The sequence below is a fragment of the Aeromonas sp. S15(2024) genome, assembly GCF_041402265.1.
Classification (GTDB): Bacteria; Pseudomonadota; Gammaproteobacteria; order Enterobacterales; family Aeromonadaceae; genus Aeromonas; species Aeromonas dhakensis.
This window is the reverse complement of the sequence record NZ_JBGLQY010000004.1, coordinates 165,937-189,363: the sequence shown is the minus strand read 5'-3', so window position 1 is coordinate 189,363 and position 23,427 is coordinate 165,937. Positions and strand designations below refer to the sequence as shown.

21 protein-coding genes and 4 tRNA genes are annotated in these 23,427 nt (G+C 62.0%); 16 read left to right on the top strand and 9 right to left on the bottom strand.

Features of this window, described 5'->3' with window-relative positions:
• Positions 1–227: 227 nt before the first annotated feature.
• Positions 228–1,244: an SGNH/GDSL hydrolase family protein gene (locus ACB033_RS11415; RefSeq protein ID WP_005305430.1), complete on the top strand. Its 1,017-nt coding sequence runs from the start codon at positions 228–230 to the stop codon at positions 1,242–1,244.
• Between the two features lie 61 nt (positions 1,245–1,305).
• Here the strand turns inward: ACB033_RS11415 and ACB033_RS11410 are convergent, their stop codons facing one another.
• Positions 1,306–2,040 carry an ABC transporter substrate-binding protein gene (locus ACB033_RS11410; protein WP_139725006.1) on the bottom strand — a complete coding sequence of 245 codons (735 nt, stop codon included), beginning with the start codon at positions 2,038–2,040 and terminating at the stop codon, positions 1,306–1,308.
• Positions 2,041–2,272: 232 nt separating this feature from the next.
• On the opposite strand from ACB033_RS11410, the gene ompA reads away from it, so the two are divergent.
• Positions 2,273–3,331 carry a porin OmpA gene (gene ompA, locus ACB033_RS11405; RefSeq protein WP_139725007.1) on the top strand — a complete coding sequence of 353 codons (1,059 nt, stop codon included), beginning with the start codon at positions 2,273–2,275 and terminating at the stop codon, positions 3,329–3,331.
• An 85-nt stretch (positions 3,332–3,416) separates the two neighbouring features.
• On the opposite strand, the gene ACB033_RS11400 is transcribed toward ompA, so the two are convergent.
• From ACB033_RS11400 to ACB033_RS11390, 3 genes are read right to left on the bottom strand one after another with little or no spacing between them, the layout of a single operon-like run.
• Positions 3,417–3,986 (bottom strand): membrane integrity-associated transporter subunit PqiC, encoded by a 570-nt coding sequence (locus tag ACB033_RS11400; protein WP_025201103.1) that lies wholly within the window; start codon positions 3,984–3,986, stop codon positions 3,417–3,419.
• Complete coding sequence (pqiB, locus tag ACB033_RS11395; protein ID WP_005305443.1) at positions 3,986–5,632, bottom strand: intermembrane transport protein PqiB; 1,647 nt, start codon at positions 5,630–5,632, stop codon at positions 3,986–3,988. The genes ACB033_RS11400 and pqiB overlap by 1 nt, the downstream gene beginning before the upstream one ends.
• Positions 5,625–6,905, bottom strand: a complete 1,281-nt coding sequence (locus ACB033_RS11390; protein WP_024943148.1) for a paraquat-inducible protein A — start codon at positions 6,903–6,905, stop codon at positions 5,625–5,627. Before ACB033_RS11390 ends, pqiB begins: the two co-directional genes overlap by 8 nt.
• Before the next feature lie 177 nt (positions 6,906–7,082).
• Between ACB033_RS11390 and hfq the strand changes: the two genes are divergently transcribed.
• Positions 7,083–7,442, top strand: a complete 360-nt coding sequence (gene hfq / locus ACB033_RS11385) for an RNA chaperone Hfq (protein ID WP_005305447.1) — start codon at positions 7,083–7,085, stop codon at positions 7,440–7,442.
• Between the two features lie 146 nt (positions 7,443–7,588).
• Here hfq and ACB033_RS11380 read toward each other — a convergent pair whose 3' ends face one another.
• From ACB033_RS11380 to dapA, 4 genes are all read right to left on the bottom strand, one after another.
• Entirely contained in the window at positions 7,589–8,179 is a 591-nt protein-coding gene (locus tag ACB033_RS11380; protein WP_010636012.1) for an HAD family phosphatase, read from the bottom strand.
• Positions 8,180–8,244: 65 nt separating this feature from the next.
• Positions 8,245–9,348, bottom strand: a complete 1,104-nt coding sequence (locus ACB033_RS11375; protein ID WP_010636011.1) for an EAL and HDOD domain-containing protein — start codon at positions 9,346–9,348, stop codon at positions 8,245–8,247.
• Positions 9,349–9,352: 4 nt separating this feature from the next.
• Complete coding sequence (locus tag ACB033_RS11370) at positions 9,353–10,993, bottom strand: diguanylate cyclase (RefSeq protein WP_017778392.1); 1,641 nt, start codon at positions 10,991–10,993, stop codon at positions 9,353–9,355.
• 94 nt (positions 10,994–11,087) lie between these two features.
• Positions 11,088–11,960, bottom strand: a complete 873-nt coding sequence (gene dapA / locus ACB033_RS11365; protein WP_005305461.1) for a 4-hydroxy-tetrahydrodipicolinate synthase — start codon at positions 11,958–11,960, stop codon at positions 11,088–11,090.
• A 280-nt stretch (positions 11,961–12,240) separates the two neighbouring features.
• On the opposite strand from dapA, the gene rsmC reads away from it, so the two are divergent.
• The 8 genes from rsmC to ACB033_RS11325 all read left to right on the top strand — a co-directional run bounded on the left by rsmC (position 12,241) and on the right by ACB033_RS11325 (position 17,099).
• Positions 12,241–13,269, top strand: coding sequence for a 16S rRNA (guanine(1207)-N(2))-methyltransferase RsmC (gene rsmC, locus ACB033_RS11360; protein WP_139725008.1), 1,029 nt, complete (start codon positions 12,241–12,243; stop codon positions 13,267–13,269).
• 149 nt (positions 13,270–13,418) lie between these two features.
• Positions 13,419–14,636 carry a glucose-1-phosphate adenylyltransferase gene (glgC, locus tag ACB033_RS11355; RefSeq protein ID WP_005305468.1) on the top strand — a complete coding sequence of 406 codons (1,218 nt, stop codon included), beginning with the start codon at positions 13,419–13,421 and terminating at the stop codon, positions 14,634–14,636.
• Positions 14,626–16,086 (top strand): glycogen synthase GlgA, encoded by a 1,461-nt coding sequence (glgA, locus tag ACB033_RS11350; RefSeq protein ID WP_139725009.1) that lies wholly within the window; start codon positions 14,626–14,628, stop codon positions 16,084–16,086. The genes glgC and glgA overlap by 11 nt, the downstream gene beginning before the upstream one ends.
• 116 nt (positions 16,087–16,202) lie before the next feature.
• Positions 16,203–16,288: transfer RNA gene (locus ACB033_RS11345), tRNA-Leu, on the top strand.
• A 55-nt stretch (positions 16,289–16,343) separates the two neighbouring features.
• Positions 16,344–16,429 (top strand) — tRNA-Leu (locus tag ACB033_RS11340).
• Positions 16,430–16,474: 45 nt separating this feature from the next.
• Positions 16,475–16,560: transfer RNA gene (locus ACB033_RS11335), tRNA-Leu, on the top strand.
• 71 nt (positions 16,561–16,631) lie between these two features.
• Positions 16,632–16,717: transfer RNA gene (locus ACB033_RS11330), tRNA-Leu, on the top strand.
• Between the two features lie 109 nt (positions 16,718–16,826).
• Positions 16,827–17,099, top strand: coding sequence for a late competence development ComFB family protein (locus ACB033_RS11325; RefSeq protein ID WP_042049801.1), 273 nt, complete (start codon positions 16,827–16,829; stop codon positions 17,097–17,099).
• Here ACB033_RS11325 and ACB033_RS11320 read toward each other — a convergent pair.
• Positions 17,094–17,303, bottom strand: a complete 210-nt coding sequence (locus tag ACB033_RS11320; protein ID WP_017766456.1) for a hypothetical protein — start codon at positions 17,301–17,303, stop codon at positions 17,094–17,096. The genes ACB033_RS11325 and ACB033_RS11320 overlap by 6 nt on opposite strands.
• A 299-nt stretch (positions 17,304–17,602) precedes the next feature.
• Here ACB033_RS11320 and nhaC point away from each other — a divergent pair, with 299 nt between their 5' ends.
• The 5 genes from nhaC to ACB033_RS11295 all read left to right on the top strand — a co-directional run bounded on the left by nhaC (position 17,603) and on the right by ACB033_RS11295 (position 23,427).
• The gene (gene nhaC / locus ACB033_RS11315; RefSeq protein WP_005305478.1) at positions 17,603–19,012 is read left to right on the top strand and encodes a Na+/H+ antiporter NhaC; all 1,410 of its coding nucleotides are present in this window, start codon (positions 17,603–17,605) and stop codon (positions 19,010–19,012) included.
• Positions 19,013–19,117: 105 nt separating this feature from the next.
• Positions 19,118–20,041, top strand: a complete 924-nt coding sequence (locus ACB033_RS11310; RefSeq protein WP_005305481.1) for a LysR family transcriptional regulator — start codon at positions 19,118–19,120, stop codon at positions 20,039–20,041.
• A 188-nt stretch (positions 20,042–20,229) separates the two neighbouring features.
• Complete coding sequence (locus tag ACB033_RS11305) at positions 20,230–21,375, top strand: ABC transporter substrate-binding protein (protein WP_017766455.1); 1,146 nt, start codon at positions 20,230–20,232, stop codon at positions 21,373–21,375.
• 73 nt (positions 21,376–21,448) lie between these two features.
• Entirely contained in the window at positions 21,449–22,462 is a 1,014-nt protein-coding gene (locus tag ACB033_RS11300) for an ABC transporter ATP-binding protein (protein WP_371140521.1), read from the top strand.
• Positions 22,459–23,427 carry an ABC transporter permease gene (locus ACB033_RS11295; RefSeq protein WP_099359842.1) on the top strand — a complete coding sequence of 323 codons (969 nt, stop codon included), beginning with the start codon at positions 22,459–22,461 and terminating at the stop codon, positions 23,425–23,427. Before ACB033_RS11300 ends, ACB033_RS11295 begins: the two co-directional genes overlap by 4 nt.

Genomic DNA, 23,427 nt, shown 5'->3' with positions numbered 1-23,427 from the left:
TGTCATTGGGTACGGGTGCAGTCTGCCTGCCGGGGCGTGAAACAAACGTGAAGCCTCCCCATCTGGGGGAAGGGGATGTGACCGTAATCGATTTAATCAGCCCGCACTGCTGCGAAATAAAATTCGGCCTTATACCCTGCAAGATGGCAAAACAGCTTCCCAGCACCTTTGCCTATCGAGGAACAGCCTGCAGGCACCACCTGCTTCCAATCAATGAGAACAACAAGATGAAGAAATGGTTTGTGTGTTTATTGGGACTCTTCGCGCTGACAGTTCAGGCAGCCGACAGTCGCCCCGCCTTCTCCCGGATCGTGATGTTTGGCGACAGCCTCTCCGATACCGGCAAGATGTACAGCAAGATGCGCGGTTATCTCCCCTCCAGCCCTCCCTACTATCAGGGCCGCTTCTCCAACGGGCCGGTCTGGCTGGAGCAGCTGACCCGGCAGTTCCCGGGGCTGACCATCGCCAACGAGGCGGAGGGGGGCGCCACCGCGGTGGCCTACAACAAGATCTCCTGGAATCCCAAGTATCAGGTCATCAACAACCTGGATTACGAGGTAACCCAGTTCCTGCAAAAGGACAGCTTCAAACCCGATGATCTGGTGATCCTCTGGGTCGGTGCCAACGACTACCTGGCCTATGGCTGGAACACCGAGCAGGATGCCAAGCGGGTGCGCGACGCCATCAGCGATGCGGCCAACCGCATGGTATTGAATGGCGCCAAGCAGATTCTGCTGTTCAACCTGCCGGATCTGGGCCAGAACCCCTCGGCCCGCAGCCAGAAGGTGGTCGAGGCGGCCAGCCATGTCTCCGCCTACCACAACCAGCTGCTGCTGAACCTGGCACGCCAGCTGGCCCCCACCGGCATCGTCAAGCTGTTCGAGATCGACAAGCAGTTCGCCGAGATGCTGCGCGAGCCGCAGAACTTCGGCCTGAGCGACACCGAGAACGCCTGCTATGGCGGTGGCTATGTGTGGAAGCCGTTTGCCTCCCGCAGTGCCACCAGTGTCGCCAGCGACAGCAGCCTCTCCGCCTTCAACCCGCAGGAACGCCTCGCCATCGCCGGCAACCCGCTGCTGGCCCAGGCCGTGGCCAGCCCCATGGTGCGCCGCAGCGCCAGCACCCTCGACTGCGAAGGCAAGATGTTCTGGGATCAGGTTCACCCCACCACAGTCGTGCACGCCGCCCTGAGCGAGCGGGCCGGTGCCTTCATCGAGGCTCAGTACGAGTTCCTCGCCCACTGATGACAAAGGGCCGACGACAGTCGGCCCTTTTTGTTGCGCAGCCCTCACAGGCCAGCACGGCTCAGCGGTAGCGCTTCACGATGCCGTCGTAGATGCCGTTCTGCTTGATGGTGGCCAGCGCCTCCTGCAACCGCTTGACCACCTCGGGCGAGGTTTTCAGACTCGCCGCCACGTAGAGATCCCCCCCGGTAAAATCCTCGATGTCGTGCACTATCTTGAGGGTGGACGGCCCATAGCCCGCCTGGCGCGCATAGTAGTAGGCCGTCTCCTGCGACACCGGCCAGAGATCGATGCGCCCCATCAACAGTTTGAGCAGATTGGCTTCATGGTTGTTGTTGCGCTGCAGGTTGGAAAAATTGCGGCTGATGAGGTACTGCTCCAGCGCGTCGTTGCGCACCGTGCCGATGGACCAGGCTCGCGCCTGTGACAGCTGGCTAAAGGGCTTGATATCGTCGCGCTTGGCCAGGGCGAACACATGGAAGTCGATACGCGCTATCACCCCGATCCACTGGAACTGCGCCTCGCGCTCGGGGAAGCGGCTGATGCTGTAGATGAGCACGTTGGGACGGCTGCGCGCCAGCGAGATGGCCCGCGCCCAGGGGTAGATGTCCAGGCTGTATTCGAAGCCGGCCTCTTCCAGCATGGCCTCCACCACCTCGGTGCCCAGCCCCTTGACCTCGGCCTCTTCCAGATAGTTGTAGGGGGCATAGTCTTCAGTCACCACCTGCAGGGTCTCGACCGCCCAGCCCGGCACCAGCCATAACGCCCAGCACAGCCATATACACCTGATGTTCATGCTCACCTCGCTGCAGACCCGCCTCGATTAACTATTGCGCCCCCTCGGCAGAGCGCAAATCACGGCGGCAAATTGCGGCGATGAAAATCACATTATGTTTTATATCAGTTGCTTGAGAACCCGGGGAAAGCGACTACCCTTACTCTGTTGTGGCTGTGCTATAAGCCCGACCCATAAGGAGAGGCGACCCCGTCAACCTCCCCTCAACAATATGAAATTGCAGAGGCTCAACATGAATAAAACACTGATTACCTTGCTGGTTTCAGGCTTGCTTGCGGCCAACGCCCAGGCAGCCGGACAGGACAACACCTGGTATGGCGGTGCCAAGCTGGGTTGGTCCAACTTCTATGGCGTCGATCACAACCAGGATATCAAGGACAACTACGCCATCAGCGAAGAGGACAAGAACGATGTCGGCGCCGGCGCCTTCCTCGGCTACCAGGTCAACCAGAACCTGGGCTTCGAACTGGGTTACGACTGGCTCGGCAAGTACAAATACACTGCGACCGACAAGCTGATCCCCACCGACATCGGCCGGGACGAGATAAAAGCCCAACTGGCCCAGCTCACCATGAAGATCGGCATGCCGGTCAGTGGCAACCTGGATCTCTATACCCGCCTCGGTGGCGCTTACGCCTGGACCGACAGCAAGCAGTTCGACAATGACAACGGCGCCGCCTTTGTCGGGGCGCTGGGGGCGGAATACGCCTTCAACCGTGACTGGGCCGCCCGCCTCGAGTACCAATACACCACCCCGCTCGGCGACAACTCGCTCGACAAGACCGGGGCCGAACTCGACAACGGCCTGCTGGCGGTCGCCGTGGTCTATCGCTTCGGCCAGGTCGCCCCCGTGGTGGCGGCGCCGATGCCGGCTCCGGCCCCCGAACCCGTGATGGTCGACAAGCAGTTCACCCTGAGCTCGGACGTGCTGTTCGACTTCAACAAGGCGACCCTCAAGCCGGCCGGTGGTCAGGCGCTGGATAACCTCTACAGCCAGATCGAGCAGGCCAGACCCAAGGATGGTGTCGCCACCGTGATCGGCTACACCGACCGCATCGGTTCCGATGCCTACAACCAGAAGCTCTCCGAGCAGCGTGCCCGGACCGTCGCCGACTACCTGGTCGGCAAGGGTCTGCCAGCAGACAAGGTCAACGTGGAAGGGCGCGGCAAGGGCAATCCGGTCACCGGCGACAGCTGCACCAGCAAGTCCAAGCGCGAGCTGATCGTCTGCCTGGCCCCGGATCGCCGGGTCGAGGTCAAGGTCGAAGGGATCTCCGAAGTTCAGCAGTGATCCTCAAGCGTGGCTGACGGCCACGAATGAAAAACGGGAGGCCAAGGCCTCCCGTTCCATTTTGAGTCAGTGCATCGGCATCTCGTCAGGCACTCTTGCGCACCTCGGCCGCAATCTGGTCGAGCAGCTGCTGCCAGCCAGCCCCCAGTTCGCTCACCAGAGTGCCGTAGCCATCGGCAGGCAGCACCCGCACCTGCTGGAAGGGGACGTCACGCAGTACCGTGCCCTCTTCGGTCAGCAAGCGCCAGCGGCCGCTCAGCACGGCGCGACCGTCGTGGCGGCCCTGGAAGCGCTCCACCGAGATGGTCAGCACCGGCCCCTTGCGGGCTCCGTCCTGCCGCACCACCCAGCCCGGCAAGCGGCTGGAGAGGCCGTTCAGGGTCAGCTGATCGAGCTGGGCATCCAGCGACCCCGCCCAACGATGGTACTCGGCGAAGTGCAGCTCCTTGCCCTCCAGCTGATAGACCAAGCTCATCCGATCCAGCTGGCCGGACAGAGAGACAGGTTTGAGCACCAGCTGATGCTGCGGCTGCGCCACCACGGCGGCCGGTTGCTGCGCCTCGGCGTCGAGGGAGTAGTAGTGCAGCTGCGTCGGTGCCGCGCTGCAACCCGCCAGCAGGCCCAGCAAGGCCAGCGTCATCATCCGTTTCTTCATCATTGACCTCGCTTGGGCTCGGGATCACGGGGACGAGCCCGATCGAAAATCAACGAGCTCGGCTGCTCGTTGAGCGAATGTACCAACGGCTGCAACTCGCGCATCAGCTGGTTGAGCGACTGCACCGACTGCCGCAGATCCTGGTTGGTCTGGGAGTTGGCATCATACTCCTGCAGCGTGCTCTGCAGCTGTTTCAGGCTGTCGTTGAGGGACGCCGGCAACTGCTGGGTCGCGCTCTGACCGGTGAACTTGTTCAGGTTGGCACTCAGCGCACTGACGTTCTTCAGGGTTTGATCCAGGGTCGCCAGGGTGTGGTTGACCTGGTTCAGGGTCTGGGCGGTGTCCATGTCGACGAACTTGTCGAGGATCTGGTTCACCTTGCGTTCGATCTGGTCGAGCCCTGCCTGCACGGTCGGGAACACCTGATAGCCCGCCAGCTTGGTGGGCTGGAACTTGGGTGCATCGGGGTAGAAGTTCAGATCCACCACCTTGCCCCCGGTCAGCAGGCTGGAGGTCTTGAGCGTCGCCCGCAACCCCTCCTTGAACTGCTTGCCGAACAGGGCGCGCCACTGCTCCTTCTCCGCGTTGGCATAGCGGTGAGAGAGACGCTGCACCTCGATCCGCGCCAGCACCGGGATCTGCCGGCTCTGGAACATCTGCACCCCTTTCTCGTCGATGAGATAGGGCGCCGAGATGACGGTACCGACCCGGATGCCGCGATACTCCACCGCCGCGCCCGGGTGCAGGCCACCGACGCTGTCCTCGAACAGGAACACGTAGTCGATGAACTGGTCCAGGCTACCGGCCAGCACGCTGGCCTGATCCTGGAACAGGGTGAAGTCGTCCATCTGCTTGACCGGCTCACCGGGTGCCCAGCCAGGGGGCAGCCCCATGGTGATGCCGCCGTCCAGCAGGCTCTCCAGCGAATCCATCTTCACCTTCATCCCCTCGCTGCTCATGGAAACTTCGAAGCCCGGGGTCATCCAGAAGCGGGAGTTGCTGCTCACCAACACGTCATAGGGGGCGTTGATGAAGATCTGGTACTGCATCTCGCTCTTCTCGGGCAGGAACTTAGCCTCTTCCACCTGGCCTATGGTGAAGCCCTGGTAGTTGATGGGCGAACCCACCCCGAGCGCCCGGGTATCCCGGCTGCTCAGCGATAGTCGCAACCCCTTGGCGTCCTGCGAGGCCAGTGGCGGCTTGTCCAGCATGGCGTACTCATCGCGCGCCTTGCCCTTCTTGCCGGGGGCCAGCTCGATATAGGCGCCGGAGAGCAGGGTACCTAGGCCCGACACCCCTTCGCGTCCCACCCGCGGCTTGACCACCCAGAACTGGCTGTCCTTCTTGAGCATGCCGGCGGCGGCATTGGTCAGGCGGGCCTTCAGCACCGCGTGGCTGTAGTCATCGCTGAGCTCCACCGCCTCGATGCGACCCACCTCCACCTCGCGGGAGCGGATCATGGTCTTGCCCGCCACTATGCCTTCGGCCGTTGCCACCGTCAGGGTGAAGCTGGGACCTTGCGAATACCAGTGCTGGAACAGCATCCAGATCCCGATGAACAGCGCCAGCAGCGGCACCATCCAGATTGCGGCGGCCGAGCTCAGAAAGTCCGAGCCAGGTTTCCACCTCTTCTTACGCTCACTCACGTTCGCGTTCTCCTTGTTGTAAATCCCAGATCAGGCGGGAATCGAAACTCATGGCTGCCACCATGGTCACCAGCACCACACCTGCAAAAGCGACGGCCGCAGGGCCCGGATAGATGGTCATCAGGTTGTCGAGCCGGATCAGACCCGCCAGGATGGCCACCACGAAGACGTCGATCATCGACCAGCGCCCCACAAATTCAGTCATGCGATAGAGCTTGAGCTTGCCGAGCGGCGAGGTGCCCTGCCCGCGCTGCACCATGTAGCAGAGCCACAACAGCGCCAGGATCTTCACCAGCGGCACCACCACGCTGGCGAAGAAGATCACCGCCGCAATGGGATAGGAGCCCATGGCCCACAGCACCAGCACCCCGCCCAGAATGGTGGAGGGGCTGTCATCCCCGAGGAAGACGGTGTCCATGATGGGATAAAGGTTGGCCGGCACATAGAGGATGATGGAGGTAAAGAGCAGGGCCCAGGTCCGGTTCAGCCCGCCCGGCTTGCGGCTGTGCAGATGCTCGCCGCAGCGTTTGCAGCTGTCGGCACCGGCTTCGCTCAGGGCGCCGCAGATGTGGCAACCCACCAGACCGGCGCTCATGGCGCTGGCCTCGTCGTCATCCACCGTCACGCCATGCGGCTCGCTCGGCCCGAACAGCCGCTGCCACAGCCACATCCGGTCCAGCGACGAGATCATCTTGATCAGCAGCAGGGTGTAGCCGACGAAGGCCCAGAACGACAAGCCCATCTTGATGTCGGCCATCCCCATCAGTTTGACCAGGGAGATGAGCACCCCGATGAGGAAGACATCCACCATCAGCCAGGGCTTGATCCGGCACAGCAGCCGACCGAGAGAGCGCAGGGCATTGCTGTGCAGATCCTTGTCGACCCGCCACAGCACCAGCATGATGGAGCCCATGTAGACCAGTGGCAGGCCGATGAGGGTCAGGCTCAGCACGGCCCCGAGGAACAGGTAGCCCTGATCCACCAGGGTGGTGATGCACTGCAGGAAGGTCATCTCCTGCCCCACCCCCTTGGCGGAGAAGGACATGAAGGTAAAGGCGTTGGAGAGCACGAACATGATGATGGCCGCAAAGCCGTAGGCGATGGGCCTGCGCTCCTGCTCCGGCAGATGGCGGCTCAGGGTATGGCCGCAGCGCGGACAGCTGCTCGCCTCCCCCACGGCCAGCGTGGTGGCCGGCACCAGCAGGTCGCACTCTTCGCACGCGGTGGCGTCATGGGTATAGGTGGGTTGATGTTGGTGTGAAACCGGATGCAAGATGAAACCCCAGCATGAGGCCCGCCACGGGGCCAGAACCGCCAATTATTACAGCAGCGGCCCGTGCCGACCAGCCCTCTCGTTGCACCACCCCGACCGGGCGTGAGAATGACTTTGACAAGCAAGTGACCATTTAGCACAATCAAACGCCACTTTTTTTCCGCGGGACAATAATTTATGACAACTGAATCCCCAAGCTACTCCACGATCGAGCAAGCCTTCTCCCTCGGGAACGGGCAAGATTCTGCCCTCAACTGGTTGCGCAAAAACCGCAGTCAGGTCGCCATCTTCCTGGTGAGCGGCATCAAGCTGGAGGGGACCATCAGCGGTTTCGACCAGTACAGCGTGCTGCTGACCGATGCCCATGGCAACCAGCAGTTGGTCTACAAGGCCAAGATCTCCACCATCGCCATGCACTCCGGCCGGCCGCAGGTCAACATCCAGCGTGCTCGCAAGCCTCGCGTCTCCATGGCGCCACGCCCCCACGGCGCACCCGGTCGTTACGACGACAACCAGGGCGGCAACAGCGACCAGTAAGGCCATGCCCATGTCACCCCGCGACCATCGCTGCGTCAGAGGGTGACCGAGTCCATTCCCATTTGTCATGACAGTCCCGTATGGGAATGGACTTTCTACCTCAGCGCCAGTGCCGGCGCTCTCTACCCAGATTCAATGCGGCAGCTTCAATACTGCAAGCCGACCGGTCTGCCCTCCCTGACCATGCAGGTCTGCATCCCCGCAGCCTGACCGGCCTGTACGCCAATCCCCGTGTCCTCGAACACCAGACAACCCGCCGGCTCGACCCCCAACTTGCTGGCCACCAGCAGGAAGGTATCCGGGTGGGGTTTGTGCAACTCGACATCATCGGCCGTCACCACCACGGAGAAGTAGCGATCCAGCCCGGTATTGCGCAGCACGGCGGCGGCGTTGACCCGCGGTGAGCCGGTGCCGATCCCCATGGGAATGCGGCCATGGTAACGCTCGACCAGTGTCTGCATGGCCGGGAAGACGGTTGCCTTGTGCAGGTTGGCCACGTAGTGCTCGGTCTTGCAACGGGTCACGATGAGCGGATCCAGCGCGATCTGCTGCTGCTCGGCCACCAGCAGGGCTATCTTGCGGCTCGGCATGCCACCCAGTTCATAGAACCAGTCGGGATCGAAGTGAAAGCCAAACTCCCGGGCCGTGTGTGCCCAGGCGGCTAGGTGCAGCGGCATGGAGTCCACCAGGGTGCCGTCGAGGTCGAATACCAGGCCTTGAAAGCCGGAGAGGGTCATGGTGCAGGATCCGTGTCTGAAAAAGGGCCCCCATTCTAGCCAGAGCCCCTCTCGCTCGCCACGGCCTAGGTGGCGAGAAACGCTTGCCCCCACATTTGTGCCTGAAAATAGATGGGAGTCAGCTTGGCGGGATCCAGCTGATAAGTAGGCGCCAGCTGGGCCAGCAGTGGCCAGTCGCCCTGTTCATAGCACTTCACCAGCTGAAACAGATGAAACAGCGGTCCCTCACGAGACTCCAGCGCTCGCTTCACGTCCTTGGGCAGATGGGCCTTGAGCTGTTCGGAGAGCAGCGAGCCGTCCAGCACCAGCCCCACCAGGAAGGCCCAGCTGGCGGCGGACTTGCCGAGCGCGCTCAGGGCGATCAGCTCGCAGAAGCGGCCGCGGGCAATGGCCATGCGGGTGCAGGCCTCCGGAATGTGCTGGCTGACCCTGGCCAATCCGTAGATGAGCACGAACTTACGGATCTCCTGCTCCCCCAGATAGGAGAGCGCCCGGTTAACCGAGACGATGGGGCTGGCATGATCGAAACCGGGAGCGTTGACGTAGCTCAACAGCTGCCCCGGCAGCCAGGCATCCTGCTGCAGCAGGGTCGCCACCCGGGCGAAGGAGAACTCCTCGTGGCAGATGAGCTGCAGTATCTCCTGCACCAGCTTCATGTCCGGCTGGGCGGCGCGTTGGTTCACCAGCTCCGGGCGGGCGAGAAAACCGCCGGCAAAGAAATCGACCCCTGCCTCCTTGAGCGGCAGAAAATCCCCCCAGCTCTCGATGCCGAGGGCCATCCGCTTGTGTTCGGTCGGCTGACGGATCCCCTCCTCCCCCATCCAGAACACCAGCAGACGGGAGGCGCTGAGCCAGCGCTGCTCGCGCTGGGCACCGTGCACAGCCAGCCGGCGCCGATAGTCGCGCCACTGCTCCAATACAGGAAAAGAGGTGGGCAACCGTTCGGCCGAAGCCTCAACCAGCGGAATGGTGTCCTGATCGAACAGCAGAGGGCGCAGCTCATCGAGCTGTTCGTGGGTGAAGGGCAGCAGATATTGGCGCCCCTGAGCCAGCAACCGGCACTGGGCGGCCAGCAGGGGCCATTCGGCAGGGTCGGCAAGCTGATAGTCAATGCCATAGGCCACGAGAGCGAGACGACGGTTGAAGATGGGATAACGACGTAACAACATGGGCTCACCGATAGGCTAGCGTACACGCCCTCCCCTGCGATTTGGCATGATAGAGCGCCTGATCGGCCTGTTCGGTCAGGCTCTGCCATGTTCCATCCAGCGAGGGAACCAGATAGCTAAAGCCTATGCTAACCGTAATGAAATCAGCAACTCGGGAGGCTGGATGCGGGATTTTTAATTCACTGAGCCCCTGGTGAATCTGTTCCGCCAGCCGCTCCGCCTCACCGGGTTGCGGGCCGCACAGCAGGATCACGAACTCCTCACCGCCGTAACGCGCCACCAGGTTGGTACGCCGCCGTTCCGCATCCTGCAGCAGGGCGGCCACCTGCTGCAGACACTGATCCCCCTTGGCATGGCCGAAGTGGTCGTTGTAGGACTTGAACTCGTCCACATCGATCATCAGCACAGCCAGCAGACTCTGGTGCCGGCGTGCCCACTCCCACTCCCGCTGCATGGTGAGATCCCACTGACGGCGATTGGCGATGCCGGTGAGGGGATCTTCCAGCGACAGCATGGAGAGCCGTTTGTTGGCCTCCGCCAGCGCCCGGTTGCTCTCCGCCAGCTGCATGGTGCGCTCGCTGACCCGCTGCTCCAGCTCGCGGTTGAAACGTTCAAGCGCCGCCTGGGTACGCTGGCGGATCAGCAACTGGGAGAGCATGGCGGCATACTGCTTGAAGATCTCGCTCTGATAAGCCTTGAGCGGCCGGCGCCACAGCAGGTTGTCGGCGGCGATCCAGCCGATGGGGGTGGTCCCGTCCCACAGCGAGACCATGGCATTCCAGCCACGCCCCACCTCCTGCTTTTCGTAGTAGAGCGGCGCATCCTCCAGCACCAGCACATAATCCTTGCGGCGCAGCGCCTCCTGCACCGTGGGGTGATCAGGGATCGGGCTGATGAAGTGGTGCTCGTCGATCAACTCGCCCACCTCATTGGTGCCCCAGGTGCCGTGCATGGTCTTGAACTCGGCATCCACCAGGAAGATGGCGATGCGGTCGAACTGCAGCTCCTGACGAGCCAGCGCCACCGCATCGTGCAGCAGCTGGTGTTCACTGTCACAACGCGCCAGCTTGACTCCCACCTGGTGCAGCGCCTGCAGCATGCTGAGGAAGGAGCCTTGCAGCGCCTGGCTGCGGATGAGGTCGGCCTGGGTGTGCAGCCGCTGATCCCGCTCCAGATCGACCTGGCTGGCCAGCAACCGGCTCTCGAGCTCGGCGGCAAGATAGTGCATCAGCAGCTGGATGCCCTGTTGCTGGCGCCGGGGCAGGCGATCGATACGGCGGCGGGTCTCCAGGTAGACCACGGCCTCCAGCCCTTTGTGGCGCTTGAGCGGGAAACAGGCGCGCAGGCGCACCGTCTGTGGCTCGACCGTTTCCCACAGCTCGTTGTGCTGGGCGAGCGGCTCCACCATCAGTTGTCCCTTGTCGAGGGCGTGTTCGATGAAGAGGATCGGTAACTTGAGGGGGGCGACGGCATCGGCCGTCAGGCTGACCAGTCCCTGATCGAGCTGGAAGCTGTAGAGCTGCGACTCGGGGGCGCGCAGCCACAAATAGATCTGTTCGGCTTCGGTTTTTTCCCTGATTGCCGCCAGTGTCACTTCACAGAGGTGTTCAAAGCTGGTGAAGTGCTCTGGATCCCATTCCTGCATGCCTGCCATCCTTGGTTGTATCCAAGCGAGTATATCGGCAAAGCCTGCACTTTAATTGACTGGCCAGTCAAAAGCGCGATCCAGAGCCCATTTTTTATAACAAATTCAAGGCGTGCATCGCCTCGCGGATGCGGGTACGCGTTGCCTCGGAGAGCGGCATCACCGGCAGGCGGCACTCCTCGCTGCAAAAGCCCAGCAGGGAGACGGCATACTTGGCACCGGCCGGGCTCGGCTCGGCAAACATCGCCTGATGCAGCGGAATGAGTTTGTCTTGCAGTTCACGCGCAGCTTGCCACTGGCCGGCCAGCGCCAGGTTCTGCACCTCGGCCACCAGCCTGGGGGCCACGTTGGCCGTCACCGAGATACAACCCTGACCGCCGCCGATGTTGTAGGCCACGGCGGTGGCATCTTCGCCGGAGAGCCAGGCGAACGGCTTCTTGATCAGCTGACGCTCCACCCAGGGGCGGGCCAGATCGCCGGTCGCATCCTTCACCCCGGCGATGCGCGGCAGCTCGGCCAGGCGGGCCAGGGTCGCCGGCTGCACGTCGACGATAGCGCGCGGCGGGATGTTGTAGACGATGATGGGCTTGCTGGTGGCGTCGTGCACCGCCTTGAAGTGGTGATAGAGCCCCTCCTGATTGGGGCGGTTGTAGTAACCGGCCACGTGCAGGGTGGCATCGGCCCCCATCTGCTCGGCATAACGGGTGTATTCGATGGCTTCAACCGGGTTGTTGGAACCGGCCCCGGCGATCACCGGGATGCGGCCAGCCACCAGTTTGACCACCAGCTCCACCACCCGGCAATGCTCGTCGTGGGTCAGGGTCGGACTCTCCCCCGTGGTGCCCACCGGCACTATGCCGTGGGTACCCTGTTCGATATGCCACTCCACCAGACGCGCCAACGCCTCTTCATCCAGCTTGCCCTGTCGAAAGGGGGTGATCAGGGCGACGATTGAACCTTTGAACATGGAATTTCCTTCTCCGTTGACTCATGAATGTGGCAATAAAAAACCCCGGTACGATGTGCGCAACCGGGGTTTGAATCTGCTCAGGGATGAGAGGTTACGCGCGAACGTCGGCAGGCCCGAATGTCAGGCTTTTTTTATGCTTTCGTTTCAACCCGTTGAACCGCATTGCGTCATCTCTGCTCAAAAAATGGTGTCTGGGCATATTTCGGGAACACGGCATAAATGTCAAGGCGAAAGCGGCTATGTATAATGGCCGCCCAAAATTGCGTGGAGAGACCCGATGAGCAGCCCGATCAGTGCCGTCAGCCAGATGCTGGAACGAAACCAAGCCCTCTTTGTCGGCAAGCGGCTGCTGGTGTGCGGCGCCCTGGAGGATGACTATCCGCGCCAACTGGCAACCCTGACCCACTCCCTCACCGTGTTTACCACGGATTACTGCTATTACCGCAGCCAGCAGGCCGCGCTGGGCGACGCCATCCTGTTCGATCACCAGCTGGGTGGCGCTCCCCGCTTCGATGCCCTGCTGCTGCTGATGCCCAAGGCCAAGGCCGAAGCCCAATATCTGCTGGCCATGATGACCCCGCTGCTGGAAGCCGGTGCCGAGCTGTTCCTCGCCGGCGAGAACCGCGGCGGCATCAACGGGGCCGACAAGCTGCTGGCTCCCTATGGCGAGAAGCCGGTCAAACGTGACTCGGCCCGTCGCTGCTCCCTCTATCATGGCGAACTCAGCAAGCCGGTGACCCCGTTCGAGCTGGACGCCTGGTTTGGCCGCTACCAGTGCCAGGCTGGCGATACTGAGCTGACCGTGCTGGCCCTGCCCGGCGTGTTCAGTGCATCCGAGCTGGATCTGGGCAGCCAGATGCTGCTGGCCAGCCTGCCGGCCATGCAGGGATCGCTGCTCGATTTCGGTTGCGGCGCCGGGGTGATTGGATCTGTGCTGGCCAAGCGCAATCCTGAACTCAGGGTCACCATGGTGGACATCAACGCGCTGGCGCTGGAATCCAGCCGCCGTACCCTGGCCATCAACGGCCTGCAGGGCGAGGTGCGGGCATCCGACGTCTATTCCGACATCCAGGAAAAATTTGACCGCATCGTCTCCAACCCGCCGTTCCACGCCGGTCTCAAGACCTTCTACGCCGCCACCGAAACCTTCCTGGCCAAGGCGCCGGAGCATCTGTCGCCGCAGGGCACCCTCACCATAGTTGCCAACGCCTTTCTGCGATATCAGCCTATACTGGAGACGCACTTCAAACGGACGGAAGTGATCAGCAGCGATGCCAAATTCAAGGTCTATCTGAGCAAAGTGTAAATAAGTGTAAGCAGTCACCGGAAACAGGTAGAGAGCCCCATACGGGATCTGATAAGGTAATTGACACACCTCAAACCACCCCTTTAGGGGTGTTTTTTTGCAGCAAGCTGAAAACCTTTTCATAGTATGAATTCAGGGAGAGAAATACGATGGCAGGCATACTCACCATGATCCTGGCGGGCGGCGAAGGTACTCGCCTCCAGCCACTCACCACCACCCGCAGCAAGCCCTCGGTTCCCTTTGGTGGCAGCTACCGACTGATCGACTTCGTGCTCAACAACTTCGTCAACGCCGACTTCCTGCGCATCTATGTGCTCACCCAGTTCAAGTCCCAGTCCCTCTATCTGCACATGAAGAAGGGCTGGAACATCGTCGGCATCACGGATCGCTTCATCGACCCCATTCCGGCCCAGATGCGGATGGGCAAACGCTGGTATGACGGCACCGCCGACGCCATCTACCAGAACCTGCGCTTCATCGAGATCTCCGACCCCGAGCACGTCTGCATCTTCGGCTCCGACCACATCTACAAGATGGACGTGAGCCAGATGGTGAGCTTCCACAAGCAGAAGGCCGCCGCCCTGACCGTCGCCGCCCTGCGCATGCCCATCGAGGAGGCGAGCGCCTTCGGGGTGATCGAGGTGGATCAGGAGGGCCGGATGATCGGCTTCGAAGAGAAGCCCAAGCGACCCAAGCACATCCCCGGCGATCCCACCCAGGCGCTGGTTTCCATGGGCAACTACATCTTCGAGACCGAGTCGCTCTATCGCGAACTCAAGCGCGACGCCGCCGAGGAGAACTCCAGCCACGACTTCGGCAAGGACATCATTCCCAGCCTGTTCCCGCGTGCCCCCGTCTATGTCTACGACTACAGCACCAACGTGATCCCGGGCGAGAAGCCCAACGTCTACTGGCGCGACGTGGGAACACTGGACTCCTACTGGCAGGCGCACATGGACCTGGTGGCCGACGATGCCCCCTTCTCCCTCTACAACCGCAAGTGGCCGCTGCATACCCACTATCCGCCACTGCCGCCCGCCACCTTCGTCGACACCGACGACTGCAAGGTGAAGATCGCCAACTCCTTGATCTCCGGTGGCTGCTTCATCCAGGGCAGCCAGATCCAGCGCTCCATCCTGGGTTTTCGCTGCAACATAGGCCCTTGCAGCCACATCAGCGAGTCGGTTCTGCTCGGTGACGTGAAGATTGGCGAGGGCTGCTCCATCCGCCGCGCCATCATCGACAAGAACGTTGAAATTGCGCCCGGCACCGTGATCGGTGAAAATCTGGACCATGACAGAGAGCGATTTACCGTGTCCGAAGGCGGTATCGTCGTGGTACCTAAGGGAGCAAGAGTTGGCTATTAACCCACTGAAAATCCTGTTCGTTGCCTCGGAAGTTGAGGGGCTTGTGAAGACCGGGGGCCTGGCGGACGTGGCCAGAGCCCTGCCGCTGTACCTGGCCCAGAAGGGACATGATGTCAGGATCATGCTCCCCTTCTACAAGACGATAAAGCGACGGGATGAGGCCAAACTGCTGGTCTCGCGCTGGTTGCCAACCCACCCGGGCCTGCCGGATATCGGCTATCGCATCTATCAAATGGATCTCGAAGGGGTCTGTGTCTACCTGCTCGACTGCCCGCAGTACTTCGATCGCCCCCAGCTCTATGCCGAAAACAACCAGGCCTATCCGGACAACGGCGAGCGTTTCGCCTTCCTGGCCGCCGCCGCGCTGCACGCCTGCGAGCAGCTCGCCTTTGCCCCCGAGATAGTGCACTGCAACGACTGGCACACCGGCCTGCTGCCGCTGCTGCTGAAAACCCGACACGCCCACAACCCCTTTTTCCAGCACACTCGCAGCGTGATCAGCATTCACAACGCGGCGTTCCAGGGGGTGTTCGAGCGCCAGCAGTTCTGGGCCGTGCCCGAGATTGCCGACTACGAACAGCGCATCAGCTATGACTACGGCCACGTCAACCTGCTCAAGTGCGGGGTGCTCTATGCCGACAAGATCAACGCGGTCAGCCCCAACTATGCCAGCGAATTGCTGACCCACCTGGGGGCCCATGGCATGGCCAGCGTCTTCCAGCAGCGGGCGGCGGATCTGCGTGGCATCCTCAACGGCTGCGACTATCAGGACTGGGATCCGGCCTTCGACGACTTTCTGCCGGCCACCTATGACGTCGACAACCTGGCCGGCAAGGGCGTATGCAAGCAGAGCCTGCAGCAGGAGCTGGGCCTGCCGGTGGTGGACCTGCCCATCTACGGCATGGTGTGCCGGCTGACCGAACAAAAAGGCGTGCATCTGCTGCTGCCGGTGCTGGACAAGTTTCTCCATCACAAGGTGCAGGTGGTGATCGTCGGCTCGGGAGATCCCTCCCTCGCCGCCCAGCTGCACACCCTGGCCCAGCAATTCCCGGACCGGCTCGCCTTCATCAATACCTATGACGACCGGCTCGCCCACCTGGTGGAGGCCGGCGCCGACTTCTTCCTGATGCCCTCCCTGTTCGAGCCGTGCGGCCTCAACCAGATGTACAGCCTGGCCTACGGTACCCTGCCACTGGTACGGGCGGTCGGCGGCCTGAAGGATACGGTGGTGGACTGGGATGCCGATCCGGCACATGCGACCGGCTTCTGCTTCAACGATCCGACCGCCAACATACTGCTCGATGCCATGCGCCGCAGCCTGCTCTATTACCTGCAGGATCCCGAGCAGTTTGCCCGGGTTCAGCGCAATGCCATGAACACCCGCTTCAACTGGCCCGATTCGGTCATCCAGTACGAGCAGATGTATCGGGACGCCCTGGCTCGCCAGTGACGCTAATTGCTGAAGTTTTGTCCCCTTGATGCTGCTTTGGGCGTCAACAGCGAAAAAAGTACCTTCTGGCTGTTGACGCCCCCCCAAAACTCTATAGAATCCCCCACCGCAGTGATGCGAAGGTGGCGGAATTGGTAGACGCGCTAGCTTCAGGTGTTAGTGTCCCACGGATGTGAGGGTTCGAGTCCCTCTCTTCGCACCATACTGCAACATGCTCTTATCAGACGGCATATAAATCCAGACTGATAACCCGATGTGCGAAGGTGGCGGAATTGGTAGACGCGCTAGCTTCAGGTGTTAGTGCCCCCCGGGTGTGAGGGTTCGAGTCCCTCTCTTCGCACCATGCTTCTATCAGACAGCATGTAAATCCAGACTGATAACCCGATGTGCGAAGGTGGCGGAATTGGTAGACGCGCTAGCTTCAGGTGTTAGTGCCCCCCGGGTGTGAGGGTTCGAGTCCCTCTCTTCGCACCATGCTTCTGGCATGTAAAACGCAGAAAATGCGCTCCAACCGCATTTAAAAACCAGCTGGAGAAAATCAGTGTGCGAAGGTGGCGGAATTGGTAGACGCGCTAGCTTCAGGTGTTAGTGTCCCACGGATGTGAGGGTTCGAGTCCCTCTCTTCGCACCATTCATTATGCAAAAGGCCCATCACGAAAGTGACGGGCCTTTTGTTTTTACCCCTTGTTATGACTATGCTTTTGACGACTCACCGCCCATCGTCATGCCAAGGAATGCATATGATACTGGATACCGACATTCACAACTTCTACGAGCATCTGGTGCTCAAGGAGATTGAGAAGCAGGGGCTCAGCCAGACGCTGAACACCAACCAGATGGCCGATCTCTGCTGCCTGACCCTGAACCAGCTCCCCTCCCACTATATTCGCCACGACGTCGACATGATCTACTTCCTGACCGATGCCAAGCGCAACGAGATGGAGAAGAACGTCATCACCTCCCTCAAACAGGCGCTGGAAAAGGTGCAGAGCGCACCGGCCACCTCGTCATAACCAGGGCTGCTGCCAGACAAGGGCCGCCACTCCGGTCATGCCGGCCACCGGCAGCAGGATCAGCGCTGGTCTCAGCCTGGGTTCGAACATGACCCAGGCGGCCAGCAAGAAGCCCAGACTCCATACCCCGTACTCCCTCTCCTGACCCCAGATCAGGATGGCCAGCAGCCCGATCAGCAGCATGGCCCTCACTATCCATCTCATGACACACTCCCCTCCAACAACTGATAACAATTATCATTTGTATTTTAGGAGTATGCAATCGGACTTTCCTATCGGAGTCGAATGTCCCATCGGGGCAGACAGAGCACTCAAAAACGGGTTATGAGATCAACTAAATTGTAAGTTTTTCAATCAAAATTGCATTTTTGCCAAATCAGTTGGGATTTGTCCCCCCTGGTTTGTGGTAGATTGCGGCCTCTTTTTGGGTGGGCCCCTCGGGATACGTGTATCCACAGGACGAGAGGGACCGACCTTGGCGAGCAAGAGTTTAGGAAGTATCTATGCAAAACCAACACAACCACATCCGATTGCCGGGCATGTCGCAGGTGTTTGCCTGTCTGGCCATTTTCCTGGCCCTGGCCTTCTCCTTCACCAGCGTGCTCGACCTGCCAATCCAGTTGGCACTGTTCATCGCCTGGTTTGTCATCATGGGGCTCGGCATCAAGCTCGGCCATGATTACAAATCCCTGGAGCAGGCAGCCGTCGACGGTGTCGCCAAGGGGATGGGGGCCATCCTGATCCTGGTCTCCGTCGGTGCCCTGGTCGGCACCTGGATTGCCGGCGGCATAGTCCCCAGCATCATCTACTTCGGCCTCAAGGTGATTCACCCGTCCATCTTCCTGCTGGCGACCCTGATCATCTGCTCCCTCACCTCGCTGGCCACCGGTACCTCCTGGGGCTCGGCCGCCACCGCCGGCATCGCCATGATGGGCATAGGCCACAGCCTGGGGGTGCCAGCGCCGCTGGTAGCCGGTGCCGTGCTCTCCGGTGTCTACTTCGGTGACAAGCTCTCTCCGCTCTCCGACTCAGTGGTGCTGGCCTCGACCATGTCCAACGTCGACGTGATGGAGCACATCAAGGGGATGCTGCCCATCAGCCTGTTCTCCTACGTCATCACCGCCGCCCTGTTCACCGTGGTTGGCATGCAGTACTCCGGCAACGTCAGCCTGGAGCAGGTCAACCTGGTGATGGAGGCGCTCGACAAGCAGTTCAACATCACCCCGCTGGCCATAGTCCCCGTGGTACTTGTGCTGGGCCTGTTGGCCAACCGCAAGCCCGCCTTCCCGGTGATCAGCTTCGGCGCCCTGCTGGGCCTTGTCTGGGCCATCCTGTTCCAGGACATGGATCCGGTGAAGGCGATGCACTCCGCCTACAGCCCGTTCGCCATCACCTCCGGTGTCGACTTCATCGACAACATCCTGGGCCGTGGCGGCATGGAGTCCATGCTGGGCTCGGTGGCCGTCATCATCTTCGGTCTGGGCTTTGGCGGCCTGCTGGAGAAGGTCGGCATCCTGGAAGTGATCGCCAGCGCCTTCGAGAAGCGCATCAAGGGTGCCGGCAGCCTGACAACCCACACCATAGGCACCGCCTTCCTGGCCAACGTGTTCGGCTCGGCCATGTATGTATCGCTGATCCTGACCCCCAAGATCATGGCCAAGAACTACGACCGGCTGGGACTGGCGCGCAAGAACCTCTCCCGCAACGCCGAGTTTGGCGGCACCCTCACCTGCGGCATGGTGCCCTGGAGCGACAACGGCATCTTCATGGCCGGGGTACTGGGAGTGGCCACTCTCGACTACCTGCCCTACATGTGGCTCAGCTTCACCTGCATCATTGTGACCATCACCCTCGCCTATCTGGGCAAGGCGGTGAACCGGATCCCGGTGATCGAGGCGGCCAGCTCCCGCTAACCGCCAGAAAAACCATGACAAAGGCGCCAGCACGGCGCCTTTTGTCTGGGCGCGATTCGAGGTTAAGCTGGCACTCACCTTGATCGCACGCGGCAGGACGCCCAGATGAACTTCACCTTTCGCCAGATCCGCTATTTCGTGGCGGTGGCCGACAGCTTCTCGGTCAGCCGCGCCGCTGCCGAGCTGCACATCTCCCAGTCGGCAGTCACCAGCGCCATCCGCGAGCTGGAGAGCGAGCTCGGCGCCCCCCTGTTCGATCGCAACCCGCGCGGGGTCAGCCTCACCACCCAGGGCCACCAGTTTCTGCTCCATGCCCGTCGCATCCTCGGCGCCATGACCGAGGCGAGCCACTCCCTCAAGGCGGTAGCCCAGCAGGATCAGGGGCGGCTCACCATAGGCGTGACCACCCTGGTGGCCGGCTACTACCTGTCGGAAGCGCTCGGCCGCTTTCGCCGCGCCTTCCCGGCGGTGCAGATAGAGGTGAAGGAGGATGAGCAGCCCTACCTCGAGCATCAGATCGTCAACGGCGAGGTGGACGTGGGGATCCTGATGACCAACCGCACCATCCGCCAGGAGGCGTTCGATACCGAACTGCTGACCCGCTCGCCGCTGCGGGTCTGGCTCGCCGCCAACCACCCGCTCTGCGCCGAGTCGACCCTCTCTCTCAAAGCGCTCGGCGAGGAGCCCATGATCTCACTGACCGCCGATCAACTGGACCAGATCATCGGCGGCGGCCTGCGCCGTTACGGCATAGCGCCGCGCATCGTGCTGCGGACCGCCTCGGTGGAAGCGGTGCGCAGCCTAGTGGCCAGCCAGCTCGGGCTCGCCCTGCTGCCGGACTTTGCCTATCGCCCCTGGTCGCTAGAGCAGGAGCGGGTCGAGGCCCGCGCCATCAAGGAGCCGATCCCCGCCATCGACATAGGCCTGGTGTGGCGGCGCGGTTCACGGCTGGAGTGGACCGCCCGCGAGTTCATCGACATAGTGCGGGATCAGAGCCGGCTGCGGGCTCGGCAGGCACTCCCTCGCTAGCCCTATCTTGCCGGGCGACCACTAAAATTCAGATTCATCTGCACTCGATATCTATTTAGCAGATACCTCTGGCGTTAAAAATTGAAATTCTCATTGCTCAGCGCTTCTCCTACGCTCATGACTGGTTAACGGGATGTTAATTGTCAGCGTGGCATCACCACAGTGCCCGCCCCAGCAAGGAGAGCAAGATGAAACTGACCCCCCTCACCCTGGCCCTGATCCCCGCCCTGCTGGCAGGCCAGACCCAGGCTGCCCCCACCACCCTCGGCAAGGGTGAAGGCCAGCTCAACATCGTGGCCTGGGCCGGCTACGTGGAGCGCGGCGAGACCGACAAGAACTACGACTGGGTCACCGGCTTCGAGAAAGAGACCGGCTGCAAGGTCAACGTCAAGACGGCCGCCACCTCGGACGAGATGGTGGCGCTGATGAACGAGGGGGGCTTCGATCTGGTGACCGCCTCCGGCGACGCCAGCCTGCGCCTCATCGCCGGCGGCAAGGTGCAGGCGCTCAACCTGGCGCTCATCCCGAGCTACGGCAAGATAGACCCCCGTCTGCAGAATGCTCCCTGGCACACGGTGGACGGCAAGCACTACGGCGTGCCCTACCAGTGGGGCGGCAACATATTGATGTACAACACCAAGGTGTTCCCCAAGGCCCCCGACTCCTGGAGCGTGGTGTTCGAGGAGCAGACCCTGCCGGACGGCAAGTCCAACAAGGGACGGGTGCAGGCGTTCGACGGCCCGATCCACATCGCCGATGCGGCCCTCTATCTGATGAGCCACCAGCCGGCGCTCGGCATCAAGGATCCGTACGAACTCAACGAAGATCAGTACAAGGCTGCCCTCGACCTGTTGCGCCAGCAGCGTCAGCTGGTCGGGCGCTACTGGCACGACGCCTTCGTCCAGATCGACGACTTCAAGAACGAGGGGGTGGTGGCCTCCGGCTCCTGGCCGTTCCAGGCCAATACCCTGATCGCCGACAAGCAGCCCATCGCCACCACAGTGCCCAAGGAAGGGGTCACCGGCTGGGCCGACACCAGCATGGTGCACAGCGAGGCCAAGAACCTCACCTGCGCCTACAAATGGCTGGAGCACTCCCTCAACAACAAGCTGCAGGGGGATCTCGCCTCCTGGTTCGGCTCCGTGCCCGTGGTGCCGGCCGCCTGCGAGGGCAATGCCCTGCTCGGGAAAGAGGGGTGCAAGACCAACGGCATCGACAACTTCGATCGGGTGCGCTTCTGGCGAACTCCCGTCTCCCAGTGCAAGAGCCAGGGAACCTGCGTGCCGTATTACCGCTGGGTCTCGGACTATATCGCCATCCTGGGTGGTCGCTGAAGTTGCCTGAGTAAATGCCGATATGGGGCCGGACAGGAGTCCGGCCCGCTTCCCACACAGACAAGGACGTCCCATGAACGCCGTACAATTTGACCGGGTCAGCCGCCACTATGGCGAGGTGAAGGCGGTCGACGACATCTCCTTCCAGATCCCCGCCGGCGAGTTCTTCACCCTGCTGGGGCCAAGCGGTTCCGGCAAGACCACCTGCCTGCGGATGATCGCGGGCTTCGAATACCCGAGCGAGGGGGAGATCCGGCTGTTCGGCGAACCCTGCTCCACTGTGCCCCCCTACGATCGCAACCTCAATACCGTGTTTCAGGACTACGCCCTGTTTCCCAACATGGATGTGCGCGACAACATAGGCTATGGCCTGATGCTCAAGGGCGTGGCCAAGGCGGAGCGCTACCGCAAGGTGGACGAGATGCTGGAGCTGGTGCGCCTGCCCGGCGTCGGCAACCGCAAGCCCGGCCAGCTCTCCGGCGGCCAGCGCCAGCGCATCGCCATCGCCCGGGCACTGATCAACCAGCCGCGCATCCTCTTGCTGGACGAGCCGCTGGGGGCGCTCGATCTCAAGCTGCGCGAGCAGATGCAGCTTGAGCTCAAGGCCTTGCAGCGCCAGCTCGGCATCACCTTTATCTTCGTCACCCACGATCAGCAGGAGGCGCTCTCCATGAGCGACCGCATCTGCATCTTCAATCAGGGCAAGATCGAGCAGATCGCCGCGCCGGATACCATCTACGACGCCCCCGCCACCCCCTTCGTCGCCCGCTTCGTCGGCACCGTCAACCTGTTCGAGGGAGAGCAGGCCCGCCGCCTGTGCGGCGATGAGCGCCAGATGATGGTGCGCCCGGAGCGGATCCGCCTCGCCGAAGCCGGCAGCCCCGGCTGGTCAGGGGAGGTGCGCGAAGTGGAGTACCTCGGCCCCTTCGTGCGCTACCGGGTCGATCTCGGCGAGCAGCTCGAGCTTATCGTCAACCACCCCAACGAGGGCCAGGCCCGTCTGCCCCGTGGCACCCGGGTCAGCCTCAGCTGGCCGGAGCAGGCGATCCATCGCCTGCACACCGCCCCTCTGGGAACTCAACCATGAGCGCCCCCCACAGTGCGAGCCTTGCCATGAGCCAAGCTACCGACTCCGTTCGCGTCAGGCCGCTGCGGCGCCTCTCCACCCTGCTCTATGGTCGCTCCGGCCTGCTGCTGGCCATCCTGCTCGGGCCGCCCCTGCTCTGGCTTGGCATCATTTACGTCGGCTCCCTGCTGATGCTGCTCTCCAACGCCTTCTTCGGGCTGGACGAGTTCAGCGGCCAGATCCGCCACGAGCTGGGGCTGCAGAACTTCGTCGCCCTGCTGCGGGCAGAAAACCTGGACGTGATCCTGCGCACCGTCGGCATGTCGCTGCTGGTGACCCTGGCCTGCGCCCTGCTCGGTTTCCCCGTCGCCTACTACATGGCGCGCTACACCAGCGGCAAGACCCGGGCCCTGTTCTACGTCGGCATCATGCTGCCGCTCTGGTCCAGCTATCTGGTGCGGGTCTACGCCTGGAAGCTGATCCTGGCCAAGGAGGGGGTCATCAGCTGGCTGGCGGACACCCTGGGGCTGGATTGGCTGCTGGACGCCATTCTCTCGCTGCCAGTTATAGGAGGGCCGTCGCTGTCGTTCTCGCGCATCGGCACCTTCATCGTATTCGTCTACGTCTGGCTGCCCTTCATGATCCTGCCCATCCAGGCGGCGGTGGAGCGGATCCCGCGCTCCCTGCTGGAGGCGAGCGGCGATCTCGGCGCCACCCCGGCCCAAACCTTTCGCACCCTGATCCTGCCGCTGGCCCTGCCCGGCGTGGTGGCGGGCTCCATCTTCACCTTCTCCCTGACGCTGGGGGACTACATCATCCCCGGCATCATAGGCAACTCAACCATGTACATAGGTCAGGTGGTCTACATGCAGCAGGGCACGGCGGGCAACCTGCCCTTCGCCGCCGCCTTCTCGCTGGTGCCGATCCTCATCATCGCCATCTACCTCACCATCGCGAAACGCCTGGGGGCCTTCGATGCGCTCTAA

Coding starts and splice junctions, on each gene's coding strand:
- ACB033_RS11375 (WP_010636011.1), bottom strand. CDS start 9,348: ATGTTGTTACGTCGTTATCCCATCTTCAACCGTCGTCTCGCTCTCGTG.
- ACB033_RS11370 (WP_017778392.1), bottom strand. CDS start 10,993: ATGCAGGAATGGGATCCAGAGCACTTCACCAGCTTTGAACACCTCTGT.
- nhaC (WP_005305478.1), top strand. CDS start 17,603: ATGCAAAACCAACACAACCACATCCGATTGCCGGGCATGTCGCAGGTG.
- ACB033_RS11410 (WP_139725006.1), bottom strand. CDS start 2,040: ATGAACATCAGGTGTATATGGCTGTGCTGGGCGTTATGGCTGGTGCCG.
- ACB033_RS11415 (WP_005305430.1), top strand. CDS start 228: ATGAAGAAATGGTTTGTGTGTTTATTGGGACTCTTCGCGCTGACAGTT.
- rsmC (WP_139725008.1), top strand. CDS start 12,241: ATGAGCAGCCCGATCAGTGCCGTCAGCCAGATGCTGGAACGAAACCAA.
- ACB033_RS11380 (WP_010636012.1), bottom strand. CDS start 8,179: ATGACCCTCTCCGGCTTTCAAGGCCTGGTATTCGACCTCGACGGCACC.
- ACB033_RS11295 (WP_099359842.1), top strand. CDS start 22,459: ATGAGCGCCCCCCACAGTGCGAGCCTTGCCATGAGCCAAGCTACCGAC.
- ACB033_RS11310 (WP_005305481.1), top strand. CDS start 19,118: ATGAACTTCACCTTTCGCCAGATCCGCTATTTCGTGGCGGTGGCCGAC.
- dapA (WP_005305461.1), bottom strand. CDS start 11,960: ATGTTCAAAGGTTCAATCGTCGCCCTGATCACCCCCTTTCGACAGGGC.
- ACB033_RS11320 (WP_017766456.1), bottom strand. CDS start 17,303: ATGAGATGGATAGTGAGGGCCATGCTGCTGATCGGGCTGCTGGCCATC.
- ACB033_RS11400 (WP_025201103.1), bottom strand. CDS start 3,986: ATGAAGAAACGGATGATGACGCTGGCCTTGCTGGGCCTGCTGGCGGGT.
- glgC (WP_005305468.1), top strand. CDS start 13,419: ATGGCAGGCATACTCACCATGATCCTGGCGGGCGGCGAAGGTACTCGC.
- ACB033_RS11325 (WP_042049801.1), top strand. CDS start 16,827: ATGATACTGGATACCGACATTCACAACTTCTACGAGCATCTGGTGCTC.
- hfq (WP_005305447.1), top strand. CDS start 7,083: ATGACAACTGAATCCCCAAGCTACTCCACGATCGAGCAAGCCTTCTCC.
- ACB033_RS11305 (WP_017766455.1), top strand. CDS start 20,230: ATGAAACTGACCCCCCTCACCCTGGCCCTGATCCCCGCCCTGCTGGCA.
- ACB033_RS11300 (WP_371140521.1), top strand. CDS start 21,449: ATGAACGCCGTACAATTTGACCGGGTCAGCCGCCACTATGGCGAGGTG.
- ompA (WP_139725007.1), top strand. CDS start 2,273: ATGAATAAAACACTGATTACCTTGCTGGTTTCAGGCTTGCTTGCGGCC.